The organism is Gluconacetobacter liquefaciens (assembly GCF_003350405.1).
Lineage (GTDB): Bacteria > Pseudomonadota > Alphaproteobacteria > Acetobacterales > Acetobacteraceae > Gluconacetobacter > Gluconacetobacter liquefaciens.
In genome coordinates this window covers 270,055-284,783 of sequence record NZ_QQAW01000003.1, presented here as the reverse complement: position 1 = coordinate 284,783, position 14,729 = coordinate 270,055, and the positions used below count along the sequence as shown (strand labels likewise).

General features: G+C 67.0%; 18 protein-coding genes. 13 read left to right on the top strand and 5 right to left on the bottom strand.

Going from position 1 to position 14,729, the window contains the following annotated elements:
- The first annotated feature begins 73 nt into the window (after window positions 1-73).
- Together C7453_RS07545 and C7453_RS07540 are read left to right on the top strand one after the other, a co-directional pair.
- Window positions 74-1,882 (top strand): ABC-F family ATP-binding cassette domain-containing protein, encoded by a 1,809-nt coding sequence (locus C7453_RS07545; protein WP_114726919.1) that lies wholly within the window; start codon window positions 74-76, stop codon window positions 1,880-1,882.
- A 65-nt stretch (window positions 1,883-1,947) separates the two neighbouring features.
- Window positions 1,948-2,295 carry a 4a-hydroxytetrahydrobiopterin dehydratase gene (locus C7453_RS07540; RefSeq protein ID WP_114726918.1) on the top strand — a complete coding sequence of 116 codons (348 nt, stop codon included), beginning with the start codon at window positions 1,948-1,950 and terminating at the stop codon, window positions 2,293-2,295.
- Between the two features lie 7 nt (window positions 2,296-2,302).
- Here C7453_RS07540 and C7453_RS07535 read toward each other — a convergent pair whose 3' ends face one another.
- Window positions 2,303-3,283: a Gfo/Idh/MocA family protein gene (locus C7453_RS07535; protein WP_174787923.1), complete on the bottom strand. Its 981-nt coding sequence runs from the start codon at window positions 3,281-3,283 to the stop codon at window positions 2,303-2,305.
- Window positions 3,284-3,497: 214 nt separating this feature from the next.
- On the opposite strand from C7453_RS07535, the gene C7453_RS07530 reads away from it, so the two are divergent.
- From C7453_RS07530 to secF, 4 genes are all read left to right on the top strand, one after another.
- A complete protein-coding gene (locus C7453_RS07530; RefSeq protein ID WP_375285429.1) occupies window positions 3,498-4,472 on the top strand; it encodes a PA0069 family radical SAM protein in 975 nt (324 codons plus the stop codon).
- 38 nt (window positions 4,473-4,510) lie between these two features.
- Window positions 4,511-4,645 carry a hypothetical protein gene (locus tag C7453_RS19780; protein WP_375285428.1) on the top strand — a complete coding sequence of 45 codons (135 nt, stop codon included), beginning with the start codon at window positions 4,511-4,513 and terminating at the stop codon, window positions 4,643-4,645.
- A 163-nt stretch (window positions 4,646-4,808) separates the two neighbouring features.
- Window positions 4,809-6,368: a protein translocase subunit SecD gene (gene secD / locus C7453_RS07525; protein ID WP_114726916.1), complete on the top strand. Its 1,560-nt coding sequence runs from the start codon at window positions 4,809-4,811 to the stop codon at window positions 6,366-6,368.
- A gap of 11 nt (window positions 6,369-6,379) precedes the next feature.
- Window positions 6,380-7,321: a protein translocase subunit SecF gene (secF, locus tag C7453_RS07520; RefSeq protein WP_114726915.1), complete on the top strand. Its 942-nt coding sequence runs from the start codon at window positions 6,380-6,382 to the stop codon at window positions 7,319-7,321.
- On the opposite strand, the gene C7453_RS07515 is transcribed toward secF, so the two are convergent.
- Window positions 7,251-7,703 carry a hypothetical protein gene (locus C7453_RS07515; protein ID WP_114726914.1) on the bottom strand — a complete coding sequence of 151 codons (453 nt, stop codon included), beginning with the start codon at window positions 7,701-7,703 and terminating at the stop codon, window positions 7,251-7,253. The genes secF and C7453_RS07515 overlap by 71 nt on opposite strands.
- Before the next feature lie 324 nt (window positions 7,704-8,027).
- Between C7453_RS07515 and C7453_RS07510 the strand changes: the two genes are divergently transcribed.
- Complete coding sequence (locus tag C7453_RS07510) at window positions 8,028-8,759, top strand: SDR family oxidoreductase (protein ID WP_114726913.1); 732 nt, start codon at window positions 8,028-8,030, stop codon at window positions 8,757-8,759.
- A 43-nt stretch (window positions 8,760-8,802) separates the two neighbouring features.
- On the opposite strand, the gene mscL is transcribed toward C7453_RS07510, so the two are convergent.
- Window positions 8,803-9,267, bottom strand: coding sequence for a large conductance mechanosensitive channel protein MscL (gene mscL / locus C7453_RS07505; RefSeq protein WP_114727069.1), 465 nt, complete (start codon window positions 9,265-9,267; stop codon window positions 8,803-8,805).
- A 228-nt stretch (window positions 9,268-9,495) separates the two neighbouring features.
- Between mscL and rpmE the strand changes: the two genes are divergently transcribed.
- The 3 genes from rpmE to C7453_RS07490 all read left to right on the top strand — a co-directional run bounded on the left by rpmE (window position 9,496) and on the right by C7453_RS07490 (window position 11,234).
- Window positions 9,496-9,726, top strand: coding sequence for a 50S ribosomal protein L31 (gene rpmE / locus C7453_RS07500; protein ID WP_114726912.1), 231 nt, complete (start codon window positions 9,496-9,498; stop codon window positions 9,724-9,726).
- Window positions 9,727-9,920: 194 nt separating this feature from the next.
- On the top strand, window positions 9,921-10,418 hold the full coding sequence (locus C7453_RS07495) for an Hsp20 family protein (protein WP_114726911.1): 498 nt from the start codon (window positions 9,921-9,923) through the stop codon (window positions 10,416-10,418).
- Window positions 10,419-10,655: 237 nt separating this feature from the next.
- Window positions 10,656-11,234, top strand: a complete 579-nt coding sequence (locus tag C7453_RS07490; RefSeq protein WP_114726910.1) for a DUF1013 domain-containing protein — start codon at window positions 10,656-10,658, stop codon at window positions 11,232-11,234.
- Window positions 11,235-11,287: 53 nt separating this feature from the next.
- Here C7453_RS07490 and C7453_RS07485 read toward each other — a convergent pair whose 3' ends face one another.
- Window positions 11,288-11,458, bottom strand: a complete 171-nt coding sequence (locus tag C7453_RS07485; RefSeq protein WP_114726909.1) for a YdcH family protein — start codon at window positions 11,456-11,458, stop codon at window positions 11,288-11,290.
- A 173-nt stretch (window positions 11,459-11,631) separates the two neighbouring features.
- Here C7453_RS07485 and C7453_RS07480 point away from each other — a divergent pair, with 173 nt between their 5' ends.
- Genes C7453_RS07480 through C7453_RS07470 form a run of 3 tightly spaced genes read left to right on the top strand, consistent with a single transcriptional unit; the run spans window position 11,632 to window position 13,578 of the window.
- Window positions 11,632-11,832 (top strand): DUF465 domain-containing protein, encoded by a 201-nt coding sequence (locus C7453_RS07480; protein ID WP_114726908.1) that lies wholly within the window; start codon window positions 11,632-11,634, stop codon window positions 11,830-11,832.
- Between the two features lie 43 nt (window positions 11,833-11,875).
- Window positions 11,876-12,406, top strand: coding sequence for a 5-(carboxyamino)imidazole ribonucleotide mutase (purE, locus tag C7453_RS07475; RefSeq protein ID WP_371858457.1), 531 nt, complete (start codon window positions 11,876-11,878; stop codon window positions 12,404-12,406).
- Window positions 12,403-13,578, top strand: coding sequence for a 5-(carboxyamino)imidazole ribonucleotide synthase (locus C7453_RS07470; RefSeq protein ID WP_114726906.1), 1,176 nt, complete (start codon window positions 12,403-12,405; stop codon window positions 13,576-13,578). The genes purE and C7453_RS07470 overlap by 4 nt, the downstream gene beginning before the upstream one ends.
- Window positions 13,579-13,620: 42 nt before the next feature.
- Here the strand turns inward: C7453_RS07470 and C7453_RS07465 are convergent, their stop codons facing one another.
- Window positions 13,621-14,568, bottom strand: coding sequence for a helix-turn-helix domain-containing protein (locus C7453_RS07465; protein ID WP_114726905.1), 948 nt, complete (start codon window positions 14,566-14,568; stop codon window positions 13,621-13,623).
- Window positions 14,569-14,729: the final 161 nt, after the last annotated feature.

Sequence of the window (14,729 nt, the reverse complement as noted above, 5' to 3'; positions counted from 1 at the left end):
AGGGTAGCACGATGCGGGCTCCCCTTACGCTGGCCCTTGCGCATGGCCCTTGCCATGGTCCAGAACCCCGCTCATGTCGCCTCCTCTCCTTCTTCTTCAGGATATCACCCTGACGCTCGGCGGCGCTCCGCTGCTCAACGGCGCCGGCTTCGGCGTCTCGGCCGGCGAACGGATCTGCCTCGTCGGGCGCAACGGCAGCGGAAAATCCACCCTGCTGCGCATCGCGGCCGGCGAACTGGCGTCCGACGGCGGCACGCGTTTCCTCCAGCCCGGCACCACCGTGCGCTACCTGCCGCAGGAACCCGACCTGTCGGGGTTCGCCACCACGCTGGAATACGTCCGTTCCGGCATCCCGCCCGATGGGCCGGACTATCGCGCGGCCCTGCTGCTGGGCGAACTGGGCCTGACGGGCGAGGAAAATCCGGCAACCCTGTCGGGGGGCGAGGCCCGGCGCTGCGCCCTCGCCTGGGCGCTGGCGCCCGAACCCGACCTGCTGCTGCTGGACGAGCCCACCAACCATCTCGACATGCCGACCATCGAGTGGCTGGAACGCGAATTGCTGTCCCTGTCATCGGCCATGATCATCATCAGCCATGACCGCCGCCTGCTGGAAACCCTCTCCCGCAGCGTCGTCTGGCTCGATCGCGGCGTCACGCGGCGCCTCGACCAGGGGTTCGGCCGCTTCGAATCCTGGCGCGAAGAGGTCCTGGAACAGGAAGAGCGCGACGCCCACAAGCTGGACCGCCAGATCGCACGCGAAGAAGACTGGATGCGCTACGGCGTCACCGCCCGGCGCAAGCGCAACGTCCGCCGGGTCGGTGAACTCGCGGCCCTGCGCCAGGCCCGGCGCGAAGCCGTGCGCGCGCCCGTCGGCATCAGGATGCAAGCCAGCGAAGACGGCCTGTCCGGCAAGCTGGTCGCGGTGGCCGAGGGCATCCACAAGGCCTACGGCTCCCGCACGGTCATCGACGGGCTGGACCTGCGGGTGCTGCGCGGCGACCGGCTGGGCATCGTCGGCGCCAACGGCGCGGGCAAGAGCACCCTGCTGCGGCTGCTGACGGGCCTGGACCAGCCCGATTCCGGCGAAATCCGCGTCGGCACCGCCTTGTCGGTCGTCACCCTCGACCAGCAGCGCCGCACGCTCAACCCTGCCACCACCCTGGCCGATACCCTCACCGGTGGCGGCGGCGACATGGTCCAGGTCGGCAGCGAGAAGCGCCACGTCATCGGCTACATGAAGGATTTCCTGTTCCGCCCGGAACAGGCGCGCACCCCCGTCAGCGCGCTGTCGGGCGGCGAACGCGGCCGGCTGATGCTGGCCTGCGCCCTCGCCCGCCCCTCCAACCTGCTGGTGCTGGACGAACCGACCAACGACCTGGACCTGGAAACTCTCGACCTGTTGCAGGAGATGCTGGACGCCTACGCCGGCACCGTGCTGCTGGTCAGCCACGATCGCGACTTCCTCGACAGGGTGGCCACCTCGGTGCTGCTGGCGGAAGGCGCCGGACGATGGGTTGAATATGCGGGCGGCTACAGCGACATGCTGGCCCAGCGCGGCGGCATGGCCCCGGCGGGCCGCGACCGGCGCCCCGAGGCAGGCGCACCGCCCGCGGCGCAGAAACGGTCGGAAAAAGGCCCGGCCCGCAAACTCTCCTACAAGGACCAGCACGCACTGGACCGCCTGCCCGGCCAGATCGCGACCCTGGAGGAAAAGATCGGCCAGTTGCGGACGATCCTGTCGGATGGCGGCCTCTACGCCCGCGATCCGGCGGCCTTCACCGCAACGACGGAAAAACTGGACCACGCCGAAGCCGAACTGACGGCGGCAGAAGAACGTTGGCTGGAACTGGAAATGCTGCGCGAATCGCTGGGTTCATCCTGACCCGCGCCGCGCGTGGCGCGCGCCCCGGCCGCATGGAAGAGACGACCGGCTGAAGGAACCAAGCCATGCCCCTCTCCGCCACCACAGCCCTCGCCCGCGAAGTCATCGTTCCGTGCCCCCGCAACACGCCGGCCCTGACGCGCGCCGAATCCGAAAACCTGCTGACCCAGATCCCCAAATGGACCCTGTCCCCTGACGGAACGACGCTGCTGCGCTCCTGCGTCCTGCCCGATTTCGCAGGTGCCTACGCGCTGGTCGAACGGATCGCCGCCCTGGCCGAAGCCGCCGACCACCATCCGGACATCGCCTTCGGCTGGGGCTATGTGCGCCTGAAGCTGCAAACCCACAGTATCGGCGGCCTGCACCGCAACGATTTCATCATGGCGGCAAGGATCGAGACCCTGCCCCACTGACCGTCCGTCAGCCGGGGCTGACCAGCCCGGACGCCTCCCACAGCGCACGCACCGCCGTGATACTGTCCGTTACCGCCAGCGCGGCCGCCAGCGCACGCCGGCCCGCCTGGGCATCCACCAGAACGGGCGCGCCATCCAGGCACGCGGCGGCAAAGGCCACATGCTCGGCCGCCAGCGTGTCATGGTCGTCCCAACTCACGACCTCCCGCCGGAAGCCGCCGGTGCCCGGCAACGGCAACCCCTTCTCCCGCCCGATCATCGTCAGTTCGCGCTTCACGAAATCGGCCGAAAGATAACCTTCCTCGGAGAAGAGCCGCATCCGCCTCTCGGTCTTCAGCGAAATCCGGCTGGCGGTGATGGTCGCCACACACCCGTTGGCAAAACGGACACGGGCGTTGGCGATATCCTCGTGCTGCGAACTCACCGCCGCGCCCAGCGCATCGACATCCACGATCTCGCTGTCCACGATCGCCAGCACCAGATCCAGATCATGGATCATCAGGTCCAGAATCACCGAGACATCGGTGCCGCGCGGCTTGAAGGGGGCGATGCGCGTCGCCTCGATATAGAGCGGGCGCGTAATCCGCCCGGTAATGGCGTGATGCTCGGCCGAATAGCGCAGCAGATGCCCCACCTGAAGCACCAGTCCCGTCTCCACGGCCAGCGCCGCCAGCCGGTCGGCCTGCTCCAGCGTCGAGGCAATCGGCTTTTCCACCAGCACATGCCGGCCGGCCCGCAACGCGCGGTCGGCCAGTGCGAAATGATGTTCGGCCGGCGCCGCGATCACCACCGCCTCGCACCGCGCCAGCAGGTCGTCCAGGGCCAGTGCCGGCGCCCCGCCCGCCTCGGCCCCCACGGCGGCGGCCCGCGCCAGGTCCGGGTCATGAATGCCCACCAGGGATTCGCGCGGCGATGCGGCGACCTTCAGCGCATGAAACCGTCCGAAATGACCGGCGCCGATGACACCCACGCGCAATTGCCGCGCCATCTCACCCCGCTTCGCTCCGCCACCGAACAGCCCCGCCATCGTGTCCTCTCCGCATCCAGGATGACGAAGGGTTAGAGCACGCACGCCCGCTCGGCCATAGGCAGCGGCCGCAAGCACCCGATGCCGGATCGTTTGTTCTCTTTTTGTTCTTGATGGCAGCAGGACGGTCTGCGATCATGCAGTTCGCCCACAACGGGCGCCCCGGGAGCCCGCCATGTCCAACCCATCCCCCATCCGCATCGGCTCCGGACAGCCGACCCGCGCCGCCTCGCGCACGCTGTCCGGCGAGTCGTCCAGCCTGGCCGGTATCCGCCATGGACGTGGGGCCACCCTCTCGCCACCCGACCGTTTCGCCCGCCATCACTCGTCACCGGTCGATGACGGCTGGGACAGCCTTGCCGAAGACAACGCCACATCCCGCACCGAACTGACATTCGAGCCGGCACGCACCATCATCACCCGCAACGACAGCCCGGATCTGGGCTTCGACCGCTCCATCAATGCCTATCGCGGGTGCGAACATGGCTGCATCTATTGCTTCGCCCGTCCCACCCACGCCTGGATCGGCCTGTCGCCGGGGCTGGATTTCGAAACCCGCCTTACCTGCAAGCCGGATGCCGCCCGCCTGCTGGAGCGGGAACTCCGCCATCATGCCTACCGGGTCCGCCCGATCGCGCTCGGCACCAACACCGACCCTTACCAGCCGGTCGAACGGCAGATGGGCCTGACCCGGGCCATCCTGGAAGTGCTGGACCGATTTTCCCATCCGGTCACCATCGTCACCAAATCGGCCGGCATCCTGCGCGACCTCGACCTTCTCGCCACGCTGGCCACACGCAACCTGGTGCGCGTCAGCCTGTCGGTCACGACGCTTGATACCGAACTGGCCCGCAGGATGGAGCCCCGGGCCTCGACCCCGGCCCGGCGGCTCGACGCCATATCGGCCCTGGCTGCCGCCGGCATCCCCGCCGGCGTCCTGGCCGCACCGATGATCCCGGCCTTGAACGACCACGAACTGGAAGCGATTCTCGCCGCCGCCGCCAGGGCCGGCGCCTGCGATGCCGGCTACGCGCTGCTGCGCCTGCCGCTGAGGTCGCGCCCCTGTTCGAGGACTGGCTGGCACAGCACTACCCCGACCGCGCACGCCACGTCCTGCACCGCATCCGCGCGGTACGGGGCGGCAAGCTGAACGATTCGACCTTCGGCCGGCGCGGCCGGGGCCAGGGGGTGCATGCCGACCTGCTGGCCCAGCGTTTCGCCCGCGCCCGCCGGGCACTGGGGCTCACACGCGGGCAGCCGCTGGACTGCACGCGCTTCGCTCCACCCCCACCGCCTCCTGAGCCGCAACTCTCCCTGTTCTGACGAATACGCCTACGAAACAGAAGGATTCGTGCGGCGGAGGCCGTTCGGGCGGTTGCATCCGGCGCGCCGGCCCGGCATGTTCCCGCGTCGCCGGCCATGCGCCGGCATCGACACGCGAACAGGGAGCCGGCCGGGCCGAGCGTAAGGAGCACCCTTTTCAGTCATGATGTATTACAGCCGGCTCAAATTGGCCTCGGTCCTCGCCGTTTGCTTCCTGGGGGTGCTGCTCTGCCTCCCCAATGCCCTGCGCCAGCCCGCGCCGACGGTGCCGTGGCGCCAGATCCACCTGGGGCTCGACCTGCGAGGCGGTTCCTACCTGCTGATGCAGGTGGACATGAACAGCGTCACCGCCGACCGCCTGCGCACGCTGGCCGACGGCACCCGCCAGGCGCTGCTCGGTGCCGGCCTGGGCTATCGCGACGTCGCAACCGACGCGCACGCCGGCACCGTGACCTTCACCCCGCGCAGCCCTTCCGAGACCGAAGCGGACCTCAAGGCCCTGCGCGCCATGCCCATGGCGGTGCCCAATGAGTTCGCGGTCGCCCAGCGGCCCGACGGCAGCATCGCCGTCACCCTGTCGCCCGAGGCCATGCGCCTGCGCGCGACCGACGCCGTCACCCAGTCGATCGAAATCGTGCGCCGTCGCATCGACGCGACCGGCGCCGTCGATCCCGAGATCACCCGCCAGGGCGACGACCGTATCGTGGTCGAACTGCCCGGCATCAGCGATCCGGAGCGCGTCAAGCACCTGCTCGGCACCACCGCCAAGATGACTTTCCACATGGTGCAGGACAGCGCGCTCGGCTCCGCGGCACCCGGTCCCGGCGTCAGCCTGCTGCCGATGATGAACGCGCCCGACCAGAAACTGCCGGTCGCCGATCATGTCGATGTCGATGGCTCGGACCTGACCAACGCCTCCGCCGCCATCGACCAGCAGACCGGCGAATGGGCCGTCGATTTCACCTTCGACTCCATCGGCGCACGCGCCTTCGCCGCCACCACGCAGGCCAATGTCGGCCGCCGCTTCGCCATCGTGCTCGACAACAAGGTGGTGCAGGCCCCGGTCATCCGCAGCGCCATCACCGGCGGCAACGGCCAGATCAGCGGCGGGTTCACCGCCCAGTCCGCCACCGACCTCGCCCTGCTGCTGCGCGCCGGCGCCCTGCCCGCCCCCCTCTCGGTCATCGAACAGCGCACCATCGGCCCGTCGCTGGGTGCGGACTCGATCCGCGCGGGCATGATCAGCCTGGGCGTCGGCTTCGCCCTCGTGATCGTCTTCATGGCGCTGTTCTATGGCCGCTTCGGCTGGTACGCGAATGTCGCCCTGCTGGCCAACCTGGTGCTGATGGTCGCCATCCTGTCGCTGTTCCAAGCCACGCTGACCCTGCCCGGCATGGCCGGCATGCTGCTGACCCTTGGCATGGCGGTGGATGCGAACATCCTGATCAACGAACGCATCCGCGAGGAAATCGCGCGCGGCCGCACGCCACTGGCAGCGATGCAGGCCGGCTTCGAGCGCGCGACCTCCACCATCCTGGACAGCAACGCGACCGCCCTGCTGGCGCATATCATGCTGTTCGCCTTCGGTACCGGCCCGGTGCAGAACTTCGCCCTGACGATCATGATCGGCATCGTCACGACGCTGTTCACCACGCTGCTGCTGTCGCGGATGCTGATGGTACGCTGGTACGCCCGCACCCGTCCCACTGTCCTGCCGGTCTGAGGCGCATCACCATGTTCTCTCGCCCCCTCCTGCGCTTCGTGCCCAACGGCACAAAAATCAACTTCATGCGCGGCCGCTTCATGGGCCTCGCCACCTCGGCGGTGCTGTCGATCGCGTCCGTGATCCTGTTCCTCCATCCCGGCCTGACACTCGGGCTGGATTTCCGCGGCGGCATCGTCGTCGAGGTCCGCACCCAGGGTCCGGCCGATTTCGGACAGGTCCGCGCGGCGCTGGCCACCCAGCATGTCGAGGCCGCCGGCGTGCAGTCCTTCGGCGCCCCCGACGACGTGCTGATCCGCCTCGACGCCCCCCCGGCCAGCAGCGCCGATCACGAAGCCCGCACCCAGGCACTGGTCGATTCGGTCCGCCACGCGGTCGCCACCCTGCCGGGCGCGCAGGTCCTGCGCGCCGATGCGGTCGGCGCCTCGGTCTCGGCCGAACTGTTCCGCGACGGCATGCTGGCGCTGGGCATCAGCCTGCTGATGATCCTGGGCTATATCTGGTTCCGCTTCGAGTGGGAGTTCGCGGTCAGCGCCGTCATCACCCTGATCCTCGACCTGACCAAGACCGTCGGCTTCCTGGTCATCACCCATTTCGAGTTCGACCTGGTGATGGTCGCGGCCATCCTCACGATCCTGGGCTACTCCACCAACGACAAGGTGGTGGTCTATGACCGGGTGCGCGAGAACCTGCGCAAATACCGCACCATGCCGCTGGCCGAACTGATCGACCTGTCGATCAACGAGACCCTCAGCCGCACGCTGGGCACATCCACCACCGTGTTCCTGGCGGCCCTGCCGCTGGCCCTGTTCGGGGCCAGCCTGTCCAGCTTCGCGTGGGTGATGCTGTTCGGGATCGTGGTCGGAACCTCGTCCTCGATCTTTATCGCGGCGCCGATTCTGCTGTTGCTGGGCGAGAAGCGTCTGCGGCGGGACTCCCGGCCGCCCCGCTGACCGGGGGCGGCGCCAGACAGGCAGCGGTCGACCCGCTGTTTGCCTGCTGCACGCAGTCCAGTACCATCTCGATGGCCAGTTGCACGCGCTTCTGGCCATCCACCGTCGGATGCATCATGTTCCGCGCCGCCAACTGGCGGGCATAGAGGGTCGCCGCCACCAGGTCGCGCGCCTGGTCATGCATCAGCCGTCCATCCGACAGCCGCCCCTTCACCATCCCCTGGGCAATAAAATACGTATCCAGGCTCAGATACGCCTGCAACGGCAGCGGCAGCCTGCTGACCGGCTGAATGCTCTCGGCGGGTCCCCCGCCCCGGCATCCCGTCAGCCCGACAAAGGCCGTCATCAGCAGCGATGCCGCCAGCCTCTGTCGCCCGATCATGTTCCAGCTTTTCGTCATCGCCGAAACCTAGAGCAGAATCGACCCCGTTCAAAACGCCTCGTGGCGTCGATGTTCGCCACACGGACCGATCGCGCATTTCGTGATCGGGCCCCCCCGATGCCGCACCGTCGGGCCGATTTCAATGTCAATTCCCGGCAGGGCATACCGCGCCCGCACTTCCCCTGCGGCCCTCTTCCTTGTGGCCCGGCGGAACCCGCTGCATAGAGAATGCAGGGCCACCTTGCCGGGTCGGCAACAGAGATGTCCACCGACCAAGGCAAATCGGCACCTCAGTGCCCGCACCAGAATCCAAGGATGAGATCCATGACCCAACGTGTCGCCCTCGTGACCGGCGGAAGCCGTGGAATCGGCGCCGCGATCGCCGCGAAACTGGCTGAAGACGGCTTCGACATCGCCGTGACCTACGCCAGCAACGCCGCCGCCGCCGCCCAGGTCGTGGCGACGATCGAGGCCCTCGGGCGCCGGGCCGTTGCCATCCAGGCCGACGGCGCCACCACCCACGGCAACATCGCCGCCATCACCCAGACCGTGGCGGCCCTGGGTCGGCTGGACACCCTGGTATGCAATGCAGGGATCTATCCCTACGGCCCGATCGGCGAAATGACAGTGGAGCAGATCGACCGCACCCTGCACCTGAACGTGCGCGCGGTGATGGTGGAAACCATGGAAGCCGTCAAACATATGGGCGCTGGCGGCCGGCTGATCTATATCGGCTCGGCGTTCGGCGAACGCGCGCCCTTCCCCGGCATCTCGCTTTACTCCGCCACCAAGGCGGCGCTGGGCGGCTTCGCCCGCGGCGTGGCGCGCGACCTGGGCGGGCGGGGCATCACCGTCAACGTGGTGGAACCCGGCCCGATCGACACCGACCTCAACCCGGCGCACGGCGACGGCGCGGCCACCATCCGCAGCTTCACCGCCACCGACAGCTACGGCAAGGTCTCCGATATCGCGGATATGGTGTCGTTTCTGGCCAGCCCCCGCGCCGGCTACATCACCGGCACATGCCTCGCCGTCGATGGCGGCCTGACGGCCTGACGACCTGCCGCCATCCGCCTGCGCGGATGGCGGCGCACCCGTTTCAGGGCGTGGTCTTCTTCGCGGCCAGCAGGTCGCGAATATCTTCCAGCAGCACTTCGCTGCGCGGCGGCGGCGGCGGCGCGGCCGGAGCGGCCTCATGCTTCACGGTCAGCCTGTTCACGGCCTTGACCACCCAGAAGATGACGAAGCCGATGATGATGAACTGGATCAGCGCGTTCAGAAACAGCCCGATATTGATCGTCACCGCACCGGCCTTCTGCGCCTCCGCCAGGGTCGCCAGATGCGGCCCGCGCAGCGTCACGAAGACGTTGGTGAAGTCGATACCGCCGATCAGCAACCCGATGAACGGCGTAAAGATGTCCTTGACCAGACTGTTGACGATCGCGGTGAACGCCGCACCGATAATGACACCGACCGCAAGGTCGACGACGTTTCCGCGCATGAGAAAGGCGCGGAATTCCGAAACCCATCCCGGAGCATGGATGGACGGGGCCTTGACGGACATGAAGCCTCCTTGTGCATTGCCGACAGAGAGTTGATAGCAATCCGGTTGATACCACATGAACAGGAAAACGCAGCCTGCCACGTTGCATGCGACAATCGTCTCCGGATCGCTGTAGACCTGCTCTCCCAAACGCCGGCAGATAGGCGTTGATCCCGCGCCGCGCCTCATCTATACGCCCATGCAAACGCCCCCGGTCGGCATCGGCGGGCCCAGCATGAAGGTTTGACGATGAAATCCGGCATTCACCCCGACTATCACGAAATCAATGTCATCATGACCGATGGCACCGAATACAAGACCCGTTCCTGCTACGGGCAGCCCGGCGCGACGCTGCGCCTGGACATCGACCCCAAGTCGCATCCCGCGTGGACCGGCGTGCAGCGCATGCTCGACACCGGGGGCCAGGTGGCGAAGTTCAACAAGAAGTTCGGTGGTCTGGGCCGCCGCGCCAAGGCGTAAAGACTGCGGGGGCCACCTCCCCCGCCCGCCACATTGTCATGTTTGCAGAACCCTGCCCCTTGAACCGGGGGGCGGGGTTTCTCACATCAGGGATACGGAAACGCCATTCGGGTTTCCGCCAGTCAGGCACCGGCCCGCTCGTCGAGGGGCCAAATCCAGCCGGCTGAATTGACCTTGCTGTCGAGGAGGTTGACATGACCTATGATTTCGCACCGCTGTTCCGTACCGCCATCGGCTTCGACCGTCTGGCGCGTCTCGTGGACAATGCCGCCCAGAACCCGGCGGGCCCGTCCTATCCCCCCTACAACATCGAAAAGCTGGGCGAGGACAGTTACGTCCTGACCATGGCGGTGGCCGGTTTCGGCCCCGAGGATATCGAACTCACGGTCCAGGACAACACACTGGTCGTGGCCGGCCGTCTGGCGAATGCCGCCCCGGCGGGCGAAGTGCTGCATCGCGGCATCGCCACCCGGGCCTTCGAACGCCGCTTCGTCCTTGCCGACCATATCGTGGTCGACAATGCGGACCTGACGAACGGCCTGCTGCGCGTCGCCGTCCGGCACTTCGTGCCCGAAGCCCTCAAGCCCCGCCGCATTCCCGTCGGTACCGGCGCACCCGCCGTTTCAGCCCAACCTGCACCGGCAGTAGCCAATGACGGCACAAACGCGGCTCCAGCCGAACACGCCGCCTGATCGTCCGCACGGTTCGGGCAATGCAGTCCACAGACCAGGGGGCCGGGCACAAGTCCGGCCCTTTTTTCATAGTCAGGACAGCCCGCCCGCCCTTGACCCATTCCCCCGAACGGCCCCATATCGGTAATCAAGTCATTGCGCGTCTGCAGGCACGCAGCGGTGGACCGGGTTCCGGGACGCTGACATGGACCGGGTGCCTGCGCGGCGCCACCCATTGCGCAGTTAGGACCCGTTATCATGAATGCACTGCCCCTGATGCCGAAGGCCACCGCTGTGTGGCTGATCGAAAAGACGGCACTGACCTTCACCCAGATCGCGGAATTCTGCGGCATGCACCCGCTGGAGGTCCAGGCCATCGCCGATGGCGAAGTTGCGCAGGGCATCGTGGGCTATGACCCGGTCGCCAATCACCAGGTCCGTCCGGAAGACATCGCGCGCTGCGAAGCCAACCCTGATCTGCGGCTGAAGGTGCTCTCCACCCCCAACCCGATCCATCGCCGGGCCAAGGGCGCGCGCTACACCCCCGTCGCCAAGCGCAATGACCGTCCTGATGCGATCGCGTTCATCCTGCGCAATTTCCCGCAGCTTTCCGAACCCCAGATCGTCAAGCTGCTCGGAACCACCAAGGACACGATCGCCAAGGTGCGTGACCGCCAGCATTGGAACAGCGCGAACATCAAGCCGCGCGATCCGGTGATTCTGGGCCTGTGCAGCCAGACCGACCTCAATGCGATGGTCCAGGCCGCGAACGATCGTCTGACCCGCGAGGGACAGGCCGTACCGATGCCGCTGGAAATCAGCGAAGAGACCAACTGAACCCGCACGCGGGGCGGGCAAGGCGCCCGCCCCTTCTGTCCGGCAGTGTCGGCTCAGGCCGGATGAGAAAGCCGCTCGATCTCTTCCTTGATCCGCAGCTTCTCCACCTTCAGCCGTCGCAGAACGCTATGATCCGGCGACGGTCGGTGGTCCTCATCGAAAATTCTGTCATCGAGGCGCGCATGACGCAGGCGCAGGCTACGGATTCTGGGTTCGTGGGACATGATGCCTCCAGCGAGTTGCGTTTCCGACAGCAGACAGCCTAGGCCAGCCATGCCGATGCAGTGCATGCTAAAATTGCAGGCCTCGCCAGGGTGGCCATGCGCGCTATCGGGATCTCGCCATCCCGGCAAGAGTCGGTAGAATAGATGACCGACCATATGCGAGACGGGGTACAATGCTGACTGACCGGGATACCGTGCTCCGTAAGCTGCACGAACTGCGCAGCGAACACCGCGACCTTGATACCGTCATCAGTCGCCTGGCGCTGCATCAGATGGATCAGCTCCAGCTCCAGCGGCTAAAAAAGCGCAAGCTGCTGCTGAAGGACGAAATCTCGTGGCTGGAAAGCCGCCTGATCCCCGACAACATCGCCTGAAGCCCTCTCTTTTCCCTCTCCGCAGTCCCGAAAGCCGACCAGCGTGACCGATACGCCTCCTCCCCCTTCCCCCCATTCCGCCTCCCAGGCCACCCCTCAGGTCGGAATGATCATGGGCAGCCAGTCCGACTGGGAAACCATGCGGCACGCCGTAGCGGTGCTGGAGGCCCTGGACGTCGCGCACGAGGTCCGGATCGTCTCCGCGCACCGCACGCCCGACCGCCTGGCCGAATATGCCCGGACCGCCGCCGCACGCGGCCTTTCGGTCATCATCGCCGGTGCAGGCGGCGCAGCCCACCTGCCGGGCATGTGCGCGGCCTGGACCATCCTGCCGGTTCTGGGCGTGCCGGTGGAATCCCACGCCCTGAAGGGCATGGACAGCCTTCTGTCGATCGTCCAGATGCCCGGCGGCGTGCCCGTCGGCACGCTGGCCATCGGCAAGGCAGGCGCGATCAACGCCGCCCTGATGGCCGCCTCGATCCTGGCCCTGAACGATAATACCGGCCTCTCCAGCCGGCTGTCGGCCTGGCGCCAGGCCCAGACAGACGCGGTCGCGAATAGCCCGTCACGATGAGCACGCCTTCCTCTCCCGCCGCCCTTCCTCCTGGTGCGGTGCTGGGCATCGTCGGCGGCGGCCAGCTTGGTCGAATGTCAGCGGTCGCCGCTGCCCAACTGGGCTATCGAACCCATATTTTGACGGACGAACCGGAGGGCCCTGCGGCGCAGGTCGCCCACGCCGTTACCATCGGCGCCTATGACGACCCCGACGCCCTGCGCCGCTTCGCCACAGCCGTCGATGTCGTCACCTTTGAATTCGAGAATATCAGCGCCGACGGGCTGGAACTGCTGGCAAGCCTCCGTCCGGTACGCCCGTCCGGCCACATCCTGCGCATCAGCCAGGACCGCGTGGCCGAAAAGCGCTTCCTGACCGAAGCCGGCATCCCCGTCGCCCCCTGGCGTGAAGTCAGCACACCACAAGATCTCTCTGTCGCCCGCACCGATCTCGGCCTGCCCTTCATCCTCAAGACCACCCGCCTGGGCTATGACGGCAAGGGCCAGAGCCGCATCCGCCGCGACGAAGACATGCAACCCGCCTTCGACACACTGGTTCCCCATCCTCTGGTGGCGGAAGGCATGGTGGATTTCGCCTGCGAAATCAGCGTGATGGTTGCAAGGGGGCTGGACGGAATAGCGGTCACCTTCGACGTGACGGAAAACCGCCACCGGAACGGCATCCTCGACCTCAGCCTCGCTCCCGCCCGTGTGCCCGAGACGATCCGGGACGATGCACGCAAGATCGCCCTGCGGATCGCCGATGCGCTGGATCTGGTCGGGCTGTTGGGTGTCGAGATGTTCGTCGATCGGGACGGACAGGTCCTGGTCAACGAAATTGCGCCCCGTCCGCACAATTCCGGCCACTGGACCATGGATGCCTGCCCGGTCGACCAGTTCGCCATGCATGTCCGCGCTGTCACAGGCCTGCCGCTGCCACCGGCCGCCCGGCATTCCGACGCGGCGATGAAGAACCTCGTCGGCCCCGACGATATGGCGCTCTGGCCGGCAATCCTCGCGACGCCGGGCCTGCTGCCGCATCATTACGGCAAGACCGAAGCGCGGCCCGGCCGCAAGATGGGCCACGTCAACGTCCTGTTCCCCGCCGGCGCATTGCCCGGCGAATTCGGAGTCGACGCCGCCTTGGGGCCGCTGGCCGAAGGCTACGGCCAGCAGGACGACCCCACCGATTAAGGCCTTGCTTCCAGGGGGGGGGAGCCTCCCCCTGGAAATCCCCTACGATTCGGCGTCGATAGCCAGGGTTTTTATCTTCCGGTGCAGGGTCGACCGGCTGATCCCCAATTGCCGCGCCGCCGCGCTGACATTCCCCCGCGCGGAGGCCAGGGCCGCTTCGACCACCGCCTTCTCCGCCACGCGAAAGCCGTCCCGCCCCGGCCCCCGTTCGTCCATCAGGCAGAATTCCAGCTCGTCGCCGTCCTCCAGCCCCATTTCCCGGCGCGCGGCATGGGTGGCACCAACCACCCGGCGATCGGCATCCAGCGCCAGCAGCGGGGCCGACGTTCCGTCATCCGCCCCCATGGTCACGATCATGTGCCCACGATAGAGGTCGCTGAAGCAGCGCGCCTCGATTCGCCGCGCAGCCTCCGTGATCGTATTGCGGATCAGCGCAACATCGCGAGCATCCGGGTCGGGATGATACGAACTGGCATCCAGCGCTCCCGCCAAGCGCCCAAGCGCGTCATAGACCGGCACGGCGGTACAGGTCAAATAGCGCAGATTCATCCGCCAGTGCTGGTTCATATGCACCGTGACAGGCCGCCGCTCCGCCAGGCAGGTCCCGATGCCGTTGGTTCCTTCCTCGCGCTCGTTCCACCGCGCGCCGGGCCACAGATGCCAGCGCCGGCAGCCGCGCTCGCTGTCCCGCACGGTCCGGCGGGTCAGCACGGTGCCGGCCCGGTCGGCCAGCAGAACCGCGTATTCCATATCGCGCACGATCACATGCAACCGGTCCAGTTCGGCATCGGCAAACCGCAGCAGCGGGCCGGCCTCGTCGCAGGACTGACGCAGCTCGAAGCACGACAGCAGGTCCGTAAGCCCGGATTGTGCCGGGTCCAGGGCATAATCGCCCTCGCAGCGCTGCCAGGACGCGGCAAGCTGCATCCGGGCAACAGCGGTGGCCGGCACAGGACCGGCCACCCAAGGTGATGGTATCTGCAACATCATCCGTCTCTTTCGAACGGTTATGGCCTCTCTTCATTTAACCCGTCCCGCCTGTCGCAGGAACGCGACAGAGCGGACAGACGGCGTCACATATTCGTTATTCAAATAACAGTCTTTCTTGCCTCCGACGTCAATCGGCGTTCCCCTGAGGCGACGGATATCGG